A 14,157-nucleotide genomic window follows, 5' to 3' on the forward strand; every position below is an offset into this window, starting at 1 on the left:
CTCTTTGGTTGTCTGGTTCGTTGATCAATAAGGAATCGGGGCCGTCTGCCGCACGCCGCCGGCTTCGTCCGCGCGCATGCGCTGCAGCGCCCGCAGACAGTAGTAGCCGAACCACAGCGCCGAAAACACGAGGATGAACGCGTAAATCCAGATCGTCACCGCCGTGACGACCGGAAACAGCACCACGAGCCACACCGACGACGCCCACACCAGCGTGGGCAGCGACCCCAGCAGGCCGCTCGCGACGCCGATCAGCAGGAGCGGCAAGCGGAAGCGCCGCACCAGCGCCCGCCGCTCGTCGCGCGTGGCGTGCAGCGCGAGCGCGTCGTACGTCATCACGCGATAGGTGAGCCAGCCCCACAGCAGCGGCGGGATCAACGCAAAAAACGGCGGCACGAGCCACAGCGGCAGCGTCACGACCAGCAGCACGAGACATACCAGCGTCGTCCACAGCGCCTGGCCGAGGCTACCGTACCACGTTCCGCCGCGGCGCATTTCCAGGCCGGCGAACTGCCGCGTCGCCAGAAAGCGGATGACGGCCGGCATCGACAGTGTCGCAATCAGCAGCAGGACGGTCACGACAATGAGCGGGATCGTCATCGCAATCACGAGGAACGGCGCAATGGCCGCGTGCAGCGCCGAAAAACCGAGCGAGTCGAACAGACGGTAAAGCGTGACGGTAAACGACCAGCTTTCGAGCCAGCTGCGGGTCGCGCCGATCAGCGTCTGCCAGGAAAACCATAGGATCACGCCCCACCCGACCGTTGCCGCACAGAACGGCATGAAGGTCAGCCAGAGCATGCGCGGGTGGAGCGCGCTTGCGAGCGCACGCCCGAACGAGCGCAAAAGGTCATTCATGCGAGCTTGGTGCCGGTGAATGCAACGATGAAATGAAGGAAGCGGCGCGGCGGCCACTCAATACGGACCGCGCGCAAACGTGGACAGCATAAACCACGCAAGCGACCACCGGCGAGACCGGCAGCGCATCAAGCAGAAAGTCAGGCAGAAAGTCAGGCGGGTTCAGACCGCGGTCGCGCCGCTCTGGTTGCGGCGCCGCGCGGACAAACGCCGGCCGATGCGCACGAAAGCGAGCCAGTGCTGCGCCCAGAAACCTTCGCCGTAGGTGCGGCCCTGCAACTGGTCGCTGATACCGGTTGGCTCCATGTCGCGGCTCCACGACACGCTGCGAAACAACATGTCCCACCACGGAAACAGTACGCCGAAGTTGCAGCCGTATTTCAGACCTTCGTGACCATAGCCGATTGCATGATGGCGCCGATGAAACGTCGGGCTGACCAGCAAGCGCTCGCCGAGCCAGCCGAAGTACAGGCGGATGTTAGCGTGCTGGACGCTCTGCGCGAGATTCGTAATCGCGACGAGCACGACGAACTGCGACGGCGGCACGCCGATCACAAGCGCAATGATCGCGAAGAACGACGCCTGCAGCAGGTCGTCCAGCAGATGGTTGCGATCGTCGGCCCACAGGGACATCTGCTGCTGGCTGTGATGCACCGCGTGCAATTCCCACCACACGCCGATGCGGTGCTGCCAGCGGTGATACCAGTAACCGGCGAAATCGAGCGCGAGGAGGTACATGACGAACGTGACGAGCGGCTGCGTCGTGACGCCCGGCCAGAGGTTGTCGAACTCTATATTGGAGATGTTATGCAGGCGCAGCCACGCCTGAACGTTGTCGAAAAACGGCTGCAGTGCGAAGAAGAAAAACAGGTTCAGAATGCCGAGCTTCGCGATCCACGTGTAGATCACGTCGACGCGCACCGCCTTGCGGTTCTCCCACTGCTCGACCGGGCGCAGCGCCTCGAGCGGCCGCAGCACCGCGTACATGGCCAGCACCTCGATGATGCCCACGATTACCCAGTAGAGGCTGTCGTAGGTGTCTTCGTCGTAGTCCATCAGATCGAAGTGGAACAGCAGCGGCTGCACCACGTTGACGTACAGCAACGTCTGCGCGGAGGAGACGAAGTTGTCGAGCGAAGAGAAGATCAGATGGAACATGGCGCTGGTGGTGACTTCGATCTTTGCGGCGCGTTATCTCGCGACACGACCTTGCAACATGCCGCGGCTTTGACGCGGCATGGCAGGCCCTATTATCACGCGCCGTTGGGCGCCGTGACCGGCGCCCGATTAAAGAAATAGATGCCGTGCGGCGAGCGGCCAACGGCGATGGTCTGGATCAGCTTGCGCGTGCTCAGGTCGATGACGCCGATGTGCTTCGCAAAGCGGAACGTTACCCACAGATAGCGTTTGTCGGCGGAAAGTTCCATGTCGTCGGGCCCCGGCATCAGACCCGTGATGTCGCCCACGTTGGTGAGCGACTCTTCGTCGATGATGCTAATCGTGCTCGCGACACGGTTCGACACCGCAACATGCCTGCCGTCCGCCAGCGAGCGGAAGTTGTGCGCGCCGTTGCCCGTGTGGATCGTCTTCACGACCTTCTGCGTGTGCCAGTCCACCACCGCTACGTAGTCGGCGCCGGTCATGCCGACCAGCAGGTACTTCTCACCCGGAGTCATCCACAGCCCCGCTGGCACCTTGCCGACCTTCATCTTCCACTTGACGGTTTGCGTGGGCAGATCGATGGCGGCGAGTTCGCCGGACACCTGCAGCGTGACAAAGACCGTCTTGCTGTCGTTCGTGAAAGCCATGTGGCTCGGCATGACCGCGAGGGGCAGTCGCGACGCGAGCGTCATCTGGTTCTTCTGGCTGTCGTAGTGATAGATGTCGAGACGGTCGAGGCGCAGACCGGTCGTGACGAGCCATTTGCGGTCAGGCGAAAAACCGATCTGGTACGGGTCTTCTATGTTTTCGACCCAGCGCTGGACCTGCCCGGTTTTCGGGTCGACCAGCATCAGATTGTTCGACACCGAGTTTGCGACGATCAACGAAGAGTTGTCCGGCGTCGCCATCAGGTGATGCGGCTCCTTGCCGGTCGGCACCGTGCCAACCACCTGACGGCTCGTCTCGTCGATGAGGCTCAGCGTGGCTTCGGCGGAATTGAGCACGATCACGTTGTTGGCGCGGGCAGCGGGAGAAAAAAAGCCTGCGGCGGCGGCGAGAGCAAAGCCTGCGGCGAACGTGGCGGTCACGCCGCGAAGAAAAAATTTACGCATGAAAACTCACTTCGGAGAACGGCTGTCATTGTAGAACGTTTGCCGCTGCCCGAGGTTGACGTAGGTCGCGCCGCGCCACCGGGAAAATCAAGGGTCACATGTGGGCGCGTGTGGCGGGGATTGTGCGCTAACGCGCACAGAGCCCCGCACTGGGAAGCGAAAAAAGCTCATCTTATTTCCAGCACAAATAAACGGAACACGCTTAATAAAGTAGGCCGCATTTAAGACGGATTAGGAGTAATCCCTATTTTGTCCAAATAATCGCATCGATTTACATAAAAAAGTTAAGACAGAAAATATTCACCTCACATCTTTCGGATTTGGCTTATTTCTGGCTTTTGATCGAGCCTGGACAATCCTCGCGCGTTCATCGTCCAGCCCTCAACCCGGTGGACGTTCGAGTGGGCGCCGACCGATCCGGTCAATGAAAATGCGCCAACCCAGCGCCCGCGATGAGTAGTGGCAGGCAACCACATTGCCATTAATAATCGTCACTTTCCAGGCGCTTTAAACGGGCGATGACGCTTCCTTCGGATTATCGCGCCCACTCCGCCACACAAACAACAGCGCGGAGTTAATACGTGAACAAGACTTATCAATTAATCTGGTGTGAAGCAACATGCACGTGGGTAGCGGCCCCGGAAACGTCGAAGGCGAAGACCCGGCGCGGTTCGGCGAGCGCGAAAACCATCGCGCTCGCCGTGCTGGCCGCCGCCCTGTTCGGAGAAAACGCGCTGGCCGCGGGCGTTAACGCGACAGAGGTAGGTCCGGGCGCCAATGCGGCGGGAAACGGCTCGGTGGCAGTCGGGGTGAATACGACCGCATCTGGGGTGAATGCGATTGCCGAAGGCGCAAACGCCAATGCTTCGGGGGACAACTCTGTCGCGCTGGGCATGGGCGCCACGGCGAGTGGCGCCGGCTCGACCGCGACGGGCCTCGGCGCCCGCGCGTTGGCGGACGGCGCCACCGCCACCGGAACGGCTGCCGTGGCCGCTGGCCTGCGCTCGGTGGCGAGCGGCTTTAACTCGCATGCGAACGGCACCGACTCCATCGCGGCGGGTGCCGGCGCGACCGCCAGCAGTGACGGCAGCACGGCGTTGGGCGGTTCCGCGCAGGCCAATGCGACACTGTCGAGCGCGGTGGGATACGGCGCACGCTCTGACGGAATCAGCGCGGTTGCGCTCGGCTATGCCGCCACGGCGTCGAACAATTATTCGTTTGCCGGCGGTGCATCCGCCAAAGCCGCGGGCGACAACTCCACGGCTCTCGGCTATTCGGCCTCGACCACCGGCCTGAACTCGGTCGCCCTTGGCTATGCCGCCAGCGCGTCCGCCGACAACAGCGTGGCGCTGGGTTCCCGGTCCACCACCAGCGCAGACCTCACCAAGGCCGCCTACGTACCGCCCGGCGCCGCTCCCACGACAATAGCGGGGGCGACAGCAACGGGCGAAGTGTCGGTGGGTTCGTCGGGAGCGGAACGCCGACTGACCAACGTCGCCGCCGGTGCAGACGCAACCGACGCTGTCAACGTCAGTCAGTTGCGGGCCGCGACCACAGGCCTTTCGCGCTACTTCAAGGCCGACGGCGCCAATGACGGCAGCGACGACGCAAGCTCCACGGGCAATCGCGCGCTAGCCGTCGGCAGCAGCGCAGCGGCGAGCGGTATCCAGGCAGTCGCCGTCGGCGCCGGTGCAACGGCTAGCGGTGCGGACGCGGTCGCTCTCGGCTCAAGCACCACTGCCAGCGGTACTGATGCGGTCGCTCTCGGCGCAAGTGCAGCGGCTAGCGGTACCCAGGCGGTCGCCCTCGGCACAAGTGCCACGGCCAGCGGCACCCAGGCGGTCGCCCTCGGCACAAGTGCCACGGCCAGCGGCACCGAGGCAGTCGCTCTCGGCGCGAGTGCCACGGCCAGCGGCACCCAGGCGGTCGCCCTCGGCGGCTCGGCGCTCGCGGCGGGCCAGGCCAGCTTCGCCGCTGGCACCAGTGCCCAGGCCCAAGGCGGATTCAGCACCGCCGTGGGCGGCTTCGCCAATGCCGCCAGCGACGGCTCCACCGCGCTTGGCTACGAGGCGAGCGCGACCGGCGCCAATGCGACCGCGCTCGGCTACCAGGCACGCGCGCAGGCGGCAAACTCCGTTGCGCTGGGCCAAGGCTCTGTCGCGGACCGGGCCAACACAGTCTCCGTCGGATCGAGCGGCAACGAACGGCAGATCACGAACGTCGCAGCCGGAGTGCAAGGGACCGACGCGGTCAACGTCACCCAACTCAATACAGCAGTCGGCAACGCGTCGCGCTACTTCAAGGCCGGCGGCGCCAATGACGGCAGCGACGACGCAAGCTCCACAGGAGACCGTGCAGTCGCCATCGGCAGCAGCGCAGCGGCCAGCGCTCCCGAGAGCGTGGCGGTCGGGGCAAGTGCTACCGCAAGCGGCGCGAACGCGGTCGCTCTCGGCGGCTCGGCGTTGGCCGCGGGCCAGGCCAGCATCGCCGCCGGCACCAGCGCTCAAGCCCAAGGCGAATTCAGTACCGCCGTGGGCGGCTACGCCAATGCCGCCAGCGACGGCTCTACCGCGCTCGGCTACGAGGCCAGCGCGGCGAGTAGCAATGCAACCGCGCTCGGTTATCAGGCACGCGCGCAGGCGGCAAACTCGGTTGCACTCGGCAATGGCGCGTCGAGCTCTGGTGCCGGCGCCATTGCCGTAGGCACGGGAGCCAGCGCGCCCAGCGACGATGGCGTTGCGCTCGGCCAACTCGCCTCTGCACGGGGCGCCGGGTCGCTCGCTCTGGGTGCGATGTCGCAAGCGCAGGCACAAGGCTCGGTCGCACTCGGCCAACGCTCCATCGCGGATCGCGCCAATACCGTTTCGGTCGGCTCCGCCGGCAACGAACGCCAGATCACCAACGTCGCCGCCGGCACCGCGGACACCGACGCCGTCAACGTCGCGCAGTTGAAAGCCGTGAGCGACCAGGGCGCTGCCACCGCCGCGAAGCTCGACGGCGCGGTGATGTACGACCGTAACCCGGACGGCAGTGTCAACAGGAATAGCGTCACCCTCGGCGGCGACGCAGCGAGCGGCGGCACGGTCCTTCACAATGTTGCGGACGGCGTCGACAGTTCGGACGCGGTGAACGTCGGCCAACTGAACGCAGCGATTAACGGCGCGGTGAACAACGCGGTCGTCAATGCGGCGAACCCGTTCTTCAGCGCCGAGGGCGACCGCGACCTGGAAGGCGCCGTTTCGTCCGGCGTGCACTCGCTGGCCAGCGGGGCGAGCGCGCGCGCCACCGGGGTGAACGCCAGCGCCGTCGGCGCGAACTCGCTCGCCAGCGGCAGCGGGGCGACCGCGCTCGGCGCAGGCGCCACGGCAAGCGCCGTGAACTCGGTGGCCTTGGGCCAAGGCTCGATCGCGGATCGTGCCAACACGGTGTCGGTCGGCGCGGCGGGTCAGGAACGTCAGATCGCCAACGTTGCAGCCGGCGTGCAAGGCACCGATGCGGTCAACGTCAACCAGTTGCAACAGAGCATGGGCGGCACACTCGGCGCAGCGCGCAGCTATACGGACGACCAGATCCGTTCCGCGCGGCGCGATTCGTATGGCGGCACCGCATCCGCCCTCGCAATGGCCGGTCTGCCTCAAGCAGTCCTGCCTGGCCGCGGCATGGTTGCCATGGCCGGGGGCACGTATGGCGGGCAGTCGGCGCTCGCGATCGGCGTGTCGCAGTTGTCGGAGACCGGTAAGTGGGTCTACAAGCTGCAAGGCACCACGGACTCGCGCGGCCAGTTCGGCGCGTCGGTCGGTGCAGGCATGCACTGGTAAGAACGGCACCGTAGATCGACGCATCGCCGTTAGCCCGGCGATGCGTCGCAATGCGAATGCAGCGAGCAAATAGGCTCAGGTCCAATCCCGGCCTGAGCCGGGGTTCGCGCGATGGGCGCCCGCACAACGGAGCACGTCGCGCGCCCTTTTTCGCGTGGACCGGAAGGACCGTCAGCACCCCGCCTTGGGTTGGGCCTTGGGTTGGGCCTTCGGCTGGCCCTCGGGTTGCGCCTTGCGTTAGCCGCGCGACACGCCCGGCCCTCGCCCACCCCCGCCCACCTCAGCGCTGCATCGAATCCCACACCTTGTAAAGCCGCTTCACGGATACCGGCATCGGCGTGCGCAATTCCTGCGCGAACAGCGACACGCGCAACTCTTCCAGCAGCCAGCGGAACTCGGACAGACGCGCATCCGGCACCCCGCCACGCTGCGCGACGGCGCGCTGATAGTGCTGCAACAACGGCTGGAATTCGGCAAACTGCCGCGCATCGCGTGCGGGGTCCGCTTTCAGTTTGTCGATGCGCAATGCAATGCCCTTCAGATAGCGCGGGAAATGCGTCAGTTGAGAGTACGGGGTATCGACCATGAACCGCTTGCCGATCAGCGCATCGAGCTGATTCTGCATGTCGGCATGCGCGCTGGTGAATGACTTCGCTTGCACCAGCTTCTTCTGCACGGCCGCGTACTCGCCGAGAATCTGCCCGACCAGTCGCGCAATTTCCTGAGCCAGCAGGCTCAGACGGCTTCGCCCTTCGTCGCGCCGCGTGTGAAAGCTCGCGTCGTCGTCCGGCAACGGATCCTGCAGGCACGCGCGATCGAGCGCCGTGTCGACCAACTGGTCGCGCAGTTCTTCCTGCGTGCCGCGAGTCAGGAACTGCATCGCCATTTCTCGCAAGCCCGGCAGGTTTTTCTCCAGATACTTGATCGGTTCCTTCAACTGCAACGCGAACAGCCGACGCAAGCCCGCGCGATGAATCCGCGCCGCCTCGTCCGGCGAATCGAACACCTCGACGTCGCAGTGAGTGCCGCGATCCACCAGCGCCGGATAACCGAACAGCGTCTGCCCGCCGCGGCGGATTTCGAGCAACTCGGGCAGCTTGCCGAAATTCCACGTGGTCAGGTTTTCGTACAGCGCGGTGCCTGCGCTACCGCCGCCTGACGCGGCGCCCGGCGTGCCCGGAGCGGCAACGCCCGGAGCGCGCGCCGCCTTGTCAGCAGACGGAGCCCGCGACGGCGACGCCACTTCTCCCCGCGCCCCAGCGGCGCCAGCAGCACCAGGAGCGCGCGAAGCACCCGCAGTCCCCGCAAGCGCCGCGCCGGCCGCGCTGGAAGCGATCTTCTGGAAATGCTGCTGCGCCTGCCCGCCGAGCTCCGCGCGCAGTTGCGACAGATTGCGGCCCATCGCGAGCTGCCGCCCGTGCTCGTCAATCACCTTGAAGTTCATGAACAGATGCGGCGGCAAGGTCTCGAGTTTGAAGTCGGCCTGCCTGAGCGCGACCTGCTTCTGCTCGCGCACATCGGCGATCAACGCTTCCAGCAGACCGCCCGCGGCAAAACGGGGCGCCTCGTGACGCTCGACGAAGCCCGCCGCGTACTCCGGCAGCGGCACGCAGTGACGCCGCAGTTTCTGCGGCAACGACTTCAGCAGCAGTTGCGTCTTCTCCTTCAGCATGCCGGGCACGAGCCACTCGCAGCGCCGCGCGTCGACCTGATTCAGCGCAAAGAGCGGCACGGCGAGCGTGACGCCGTCGCGCGGGGAGCCCGGCTCGAAGTGATAGGTGAGCGCCATCTCGACGCCCGCCATCGTCATCCGTTTGGGAAACAGATCCGTCGTCACACCGGCGGCTTCGTGGCGCATCAGGTCGTCCCGCGACAGGTACAGCAGGCGCAGCTTGTCCTCCGGCTGGCCGCTCTTTTTCACCTCGTCGCGATACCAGCGCTCGAACGCCGCGCCCGTGTAAATGCCCTTCGGCAGTGCCTGGTCGTAGAAGCCAAAGATCAACTCTTCGTCGACGAGCACGTCCTGACGGCGCGACTTGTGTTCGAGCTGCTCGATGTCGGCAAGCAGCTTGCGGTTGTGCGCGAAAAATCCGAGCCGCGTGTCGAATTCGCCTTCGACGAGCGCGCCGCGAATAAACAGCTCCCGCGCCCGCGCCGGGTCCTGCTTGCCGAAGCTCACGCGCCGGCGGTGGTAAATCGGCAACCCGTACAGCACCGCGCGCTCGAACGCGGACACCTGCGCCGCGCGCTTTTCCCAATGCGGCTCGCTGAGCGACTTCTTCAGCAGATGCGCGCCGATCTTCTCGATCCACTCGGGCTCGATCCTCGCGATGCAGCGCGCGTACAGACGGCTCGTCTCGACCAGTTCGGCGGCCATCACCCACTTGCCCGCTTTCTTCACCAGCGCGGAGCCCGGCCACAAGTAGAATTTGATGCCGCGCGCGCCGAGGTAATACGGCTCGTCATCGGCTTTCAGACCGATGTTGCCGAGCAGGCCCGTGAGCAGCGCCAGGTGGATCTGCTCGAAGGTCGCCTCGGCTTCGTTCAGACGCCAGCCGTGCTCGCGCACCACCGTCAGCAACTGTGAATGAACATCGCGCCATTCGCGCAGACGCAGTTGCGACAGAAAGTTCTTGCGGCATTCCTCGTGCAACTGCTTGTTCGACTTCTTGTGCGCAATCGCTTCTTCGAACCAGTTCCAGATCTTCAACCACTGCAGGAACTCCGAACGTTCGTCGGCAAAGCGGCGATGCGCCTCATCGGCCTGCTGCTGCGCCTCGATCGGCCGGTCGCGCGGGTCCTGCACGGACAGCGCGCTCGCGATGATCAGCACTTCCTTCAGCGACTGCTGATCGCGTGCGGCGAGAATCATCCGGCCGACGCGCGGATCGAGCGGCAGACGTGCAAGTTCGCGGCCAAGCGGTGTGAGCTGGTTGTCGTCGTCGACGGCGCCCAGTTCGTTCAGCAGTTGATAACCGTCGGCGATCGCGCGGCCAGGCGGCGGCTCGATAAACGGAAACGTCTCAATCGCCGTCAGATGCAGCGACTTCATGCGCAGAATCACGGAAGCCAGCGACGAGCGCAGAATTTCCGGATCGGTAAAACGCACGCGGGCCTGGTAATCGCTTTCGTCATAAAGACGGATACAGATGCCGTCGGCCACCCGTCCACAACGCCCCGCCCGCTGATTCGCGGCGGCCTGCGAAATCGGCTCGACCTGCAACTGCTCGACCTTGTTCCTGTACGAGTAGCGCTTCACGCGCGCGAGGCCCGTGTCAACCACATAGCGGATGCCGGGCACCGTCAGCGAGGTTTCCGCGACGTTTGTCGCGAGCACGATGCGCCGCGCGTTCGAAGTGCGGAACACGCGCTCCTGGTCGGCGGCGGAAAGCCGCGCGAAGAGCGGCAGGATTTCCGTATGCGGAGGATGGTGCTTGCGCAGCGCCTCCGCGGCGTCGCGAATTTCGCGCTCGCCGGGCAGGAACACGAGCACGTCGCCGGGGCCTTCGCGACACAATTCGTCGACGGCGTCGACCAGCGCTTCCATCAGATCGCGGTCGCGCTCCTTGCCCGCTTCGCGCGGCGACCTTGCCCGCTCGCCGCGCGAAGCGTGTGAGCTCGCCGCGCCCGCGCCGCCCGAGTTGCCACCCGAGGTGCCTTGCGCAGCCTTCACCGCCGAGCTTTCTTCGGCAACCGGACGGTAGCGCACCTCGACGGGATAGAGGCGCCCGCTCACTTCGATCACCGGCACAGGTTTGTCCTCGCTGCCGAAGTGGCGCGCGAAGCGATCGGCGTCGATCGTCGCCGAGGTCACGATCAGCTTCAGATCGGGACGCTTCGGCAAGACTTCCTTCAGGTAGCCGAGCAGAAAGTCGATGTTCAGGCTGCGCTCGTGCGCTTCGTCGATGATTAGCGTGTCATACGCCTTGAGCAGCGGATCGGTCTGCGTCTCGGCGAGCAGAATGCCGTCTGTCATCAGCTTGACCGACGCGCCGGGCGACAGATTGTCGGTGAAACGCACCTTGTAGCCGACCACCTCGCCGAACGGCGTGCCGAGTTCTTCGGCGATGCGCCGGCCGGTTGCCGAAGCCGCGATGCGGCGCGGCTGCGTGTGGCCGATCAGCCCCGAGCCGCCGGCACCGAGGCCGCGGCCCAACGCGAGGCAGATTTTCGGCAACTGAGTGGTTTTACCGGAGCCTGTTTCGCCCGACACGATCACCACCTGGTTTTCGGCGATGGCTTGTGCGATCTCGTCGCGGCGGCCGGACACCGGCAACGCTTCCGGGAACGTGATGGGCGGTATCGGGTTCGGCGAAGCGGCCGGACGTGCGCTGCGGGGCGAGTGCGCCGCGCGCGGTTCTCGCCGCTCACCGCGCGGCACGTTGGGAGCGTTCGGGGCGTTCTGCGCATTCGGCGCATTCGGCGCATTCGGCGCATTCGGCGCATTCGGCGCATTCGGCGCATTCGGCGCGTTCGGCGCGTTCGGCGCATTCGCCGGATTCAGGGCGTTCGGGGCCTTCCGGGCGGCTCGACGCTCATTGCGCGGGTTGGCCGACGCCTCGGCGCCCGGCGCGGCACGCTGTGCCTTTTCGTTTGACGCGGCACGCGGCGCCTTTTCATTCGACGCGGCACGCTTCGCTTCGCCGCCCGGCGCCTCGCCCCCGGCCTCGCGCCCCGTACGGGGCGTGTTCGGCTTGCCGCGATTCGCCTCCTGGCCGGCGCGGTGCTGCGCGTCGCCAGGCTTTGTTTGATCGGCGGCCGGCGCCGCATTCTCGTTCGCCGCGGCGGGACTTTTGGGTACATTCGACATGGGGGCGCATTATAATCCCGGGCATGAATTCCCAAACCGACCTCGTCCCCGCGCCCGCGAGCGTTCCGGCCCCTGCCGGCACATCGGAAGACCTCGCACAGCACGCGCAATTCGTCGACTGGATGCGCTCAGTCGCCCCTTATATTCACGCGTTTCGCAACAAGACGTTTGTTGTCGGTTTTGGCGGCGAGGTGGTGCATCAAGGGCTGCTGAATGCGCTCGTGTCCGACATCGCGCTGCTCCAGGCCATGGGTATCCAGATCGTGCTCGTGCACGGCTCGCGTCCGCAGGTCGAGGAACAGATGAGCCTGCACGGTGTCGAGTCGGAGTTCTCGCACGGCATGCGCATTACGGACGCGCGCGCGCTCGAATCCGCGAAAGAAGCGGCCGGCGAAGTGCGTCTGGACATCGAGGCGGCCATCAGCCAGGGCTTGCCGAACACGCCGATGGCGCACGCACACATCAGCGTCGTGTCGGGCAATTTCGTCACGGCGCGCCCGGTCGGCATTCTGGACGGCGTTGACTTCGCCCACACCGGCGTGGTGCGCAAGATCGACGCCGATTCGATCCGCCATTCGCTCGCGAGCCGCAAGCTCGTGCTGCTTTCGCCGCTCGGTTTCTCGCCCACGGGCGAGGCTTTCAATCTGTCGATGGAAGACGTTGCGTCCGCCGCCGCCATTGCGTTGCGTGCCGACAAGATCGTGTTCCTGACTGAAACGCCGGGCCTCATGCAGGCCGGCGAAGACGGCCCTGAACTGATCCGCGAACTGTCGCTCGACGACGCCTACAAGCTGCACGAAAGCGGCGAAGTGACCGGCGACGCGGGCTTTTACCTGAAGCACTCGATCCGCGCGTGCCGGGGCGGCGTGGCGCGGGCGCACATCATCCCCTACGCGCTCGACGGCAGCTTGCTGCTCGAACTGTTCCTGCACGACGGCGTGGGTACGATGATCTCGTATGAGAACCTCGAAAGCCTGCGCGAGGCGACGCCGGACGACGTCGGCGGCATTCTTGCGCTGATCGAGCCGCTCGAATCGGACGGCACGCTGGTGCGGCGCGGCCGCCATCAGATCGAACGCGACATCGACCATTTCTCGGTGATCGAGCACGATGGCGTGCTGTTCGGCTGCGCGGCGCTGTATCCGTACACGCAGGAGCGCATCGGCGAAATGGCCTGCCTCACCGTCGCCCCCGAAGCACAGGGCACCGGCGACGGCGAGCGTCTGCTCAAGCGCATCGAGCAGCGCGCGCGGGCACGCGGCCTCACGCGCATTTTCGTGCTCACCACGCGCACCGAACACTGGTTCCTCAAGCGCGGCTTCGTCAAGGTCACGGTCGACGACCTGCCCGAAGACCGCCGCCGACTCTACAACTGGCAGCGCAAATCGCTCGTGCTGATGAAACAGCTCTGAGCGACCTTATATAAGCGCCTGGCCGTCGTCCCCCACATCGATTACAGGAGAAGCACAGCATGACTCGTATGGTTCAATGCGCGAAGCTCGGCAAGGAAGCCGAAGGCCTCGATTTCCCGCCGCTGCCGGGCGAACTCGGCAAGCGGATCTACGAAAGCATCTCGAAGGAAGCGTGGCAAAGCTGGCTGAAGCAGCAAACCATGCTGATCAACGAAAACCGCCTGAACATGGCCGACCCGCGCGCGCGCCAGTATCTGATGAAGCAGACCGAGAAGTTCTTCTTCGGCGAAGGCGCGGACACCGCGCAGGGCTATGTGCCGCCAGCGGGCGAATAAGCGACCGGTGCGCATTGAGTGAGAACGCCGGGTGCGCGCTCAATAACGGCTACGTGTAGGCGGGCGTGCGCCGCTGAATCTGCGTCGCGCACCTGCTGGCTACACCAACGAATCCGCGCCTCCAGCGCGGATTTTTTTCGTCGCTGCGCCGGCGCAAAACTCCCTGGACGGTACATTTTTGGCCCGTTTTAAACCCTTTCTGCAGACTGCCGCGATTCTCCCAATCCCCCGCCGGGCAAGGGATCGGGCGGCATCGCCCCGCCTACAGAACAAAAGCGGGTTTGCGCGATCCTCTGTCATCGTGCTAATATGTGCGTCGTTCCAACAGCAATTCACCTTCATTCGCGTTCTCTGACCTTGCGACACCAAGTGCTTGCACTGCGCGTGTCCATCGCGATGGAACAGTTTTTTATACAAGAAGGCTTGTCGGTCGTATCGCGGTTTGAGCTTGCCTGAGGCCCCCTCGTGAGGGTTCCGCCAACGGGTTTGCGCAAGCGGCGAGTCAAGCACCGGCCTTTTTCGTTTCAAGCCTTCCAGTGGCGTAGGGTTTGGCTTCCAGCCATCCGCGTCCTCATGCACCTGCCCCGTTCCACGGCCCGGCAAGTGCGACAGTCAGCACAATCTAGACGAGTGTTCTTTCGCGACCTGGCT

General features: G+C 65.0%; 7 protein-coding genes. 3 read left to right on the forward strand and 4 right to left on the reverse strand.

Annotated features, from left to right (window positions below):
* Positions 1-24: 24 nt before the first annotated feature.
* The 3 genes from F757_RS0114720 to F757_RS0114730 form a co-directional block, all read right to left on the reverse strand.
* Positions 25-858 (reverse strand): EI24 domain-containing protein, encoded by an 834-nt coding sequence (locus F757_RS0114720; RefSeq protein ID WP_027212063.1) that lies wholly within the window; start codon positions 856-858, stop codon positions 25-27.
* Positions 859-1,020: 162 nt separating this feature from the next.
* Positions 1,021-2,016, reverse strand: a complete 996-nt coding sequence (locus F757_RS0114725) for a sterol desaturase family protein (protein ID WP_027212064.1) — start codon at positions 2,014-2,016, stop codon at positions 1,021-1,023.
* Between the two features lie 95 nt (positions 2,017-2,111).
* Positions 2,112-3,131 (reverse strand): YVTN family beta-propeller repeat protein, encoded by a 1,020-nt coding sequence (locus tag F757_RS0114730; protein ID WP_027212065.1) that lies wholly within the window; start codon positions 3,129-3,131, stop codon positions 2,112-2,114.
* A gap of 581 nt (positions 3,132-3,712) precedes the next feature.
* Between F757_RS0114730 and F757_RS0114735 the strand changes: the two genes are divergently transcribed.
* Positions 3,713-6,949, forward strand: coding sequence for a YadA-like family protein (locus tag F757_RS0114735; RefSeq protein ID WP_027212066.1), 3,237 nt, complete (start codon positions 3,713-3,715; stop codon positions 6,947-6,949).
* Positions 6,950-7,229: 280 nt separating this feature from the next.
* On the opposite strand, the gene hrpA is transcribed toward F757_RS0114735, so the two are convergent.
* Positions 7,230-11,759, reverse strand: a complete 4,530-nt coding sequence (gene hrpA, locus F757_RS0114740; RefSeq protein ID WP_027212067.1) for an ATP-dependent RNA helicase HrpA — start codon at positions 11,757-11,759, stop codon at positions 7,230-7,232.
* A 23-nt stretch (positions 11,760-11,782) separates the two neighbouring features.
* Between hrpA and argA the strand changes: the two genes are divergently transcribed.
* Together argA and F757_RS0114750 are read left to right on the forward strand one after the other, a co-directional pair.
* A complete protein-coding gene (gene argA, locus F757_RS0114745; RefSeq protein ID WP_027212068.1) occupies positions 11,783-13,171 on the forward strand; it encodes an amino-acid N-acetyltransferase in 1,389 nt (462 codons plus the stop codon).
* A 59-nt stretch (positions 13,172-13,230) separates the two neighbouring features.
* Positions 13,231-13,506: an oxidative damage protection protein gene (locus F757_RS0114750; protein ID WP_013338731.1), complete on the forward strand. Its 276-nt coding sequence runs from the start codon at positions 13,231-13,233 to the stop codon at positions 13,504-13,506.
* Positions 13,507-14,157: the final 651 nt, after the last annotated feature.

Origin of the sequence: Burkholderia sp. WSM2232, from assembly GCF_000472545.1 — a bacterium.
Taxonomy (GTDB): domain Bacteria; phylum Pseudomonadota; class Gammaproteobacteria; order Burkholderiales; family Burkholderiaceae; genus Paraburkholderia.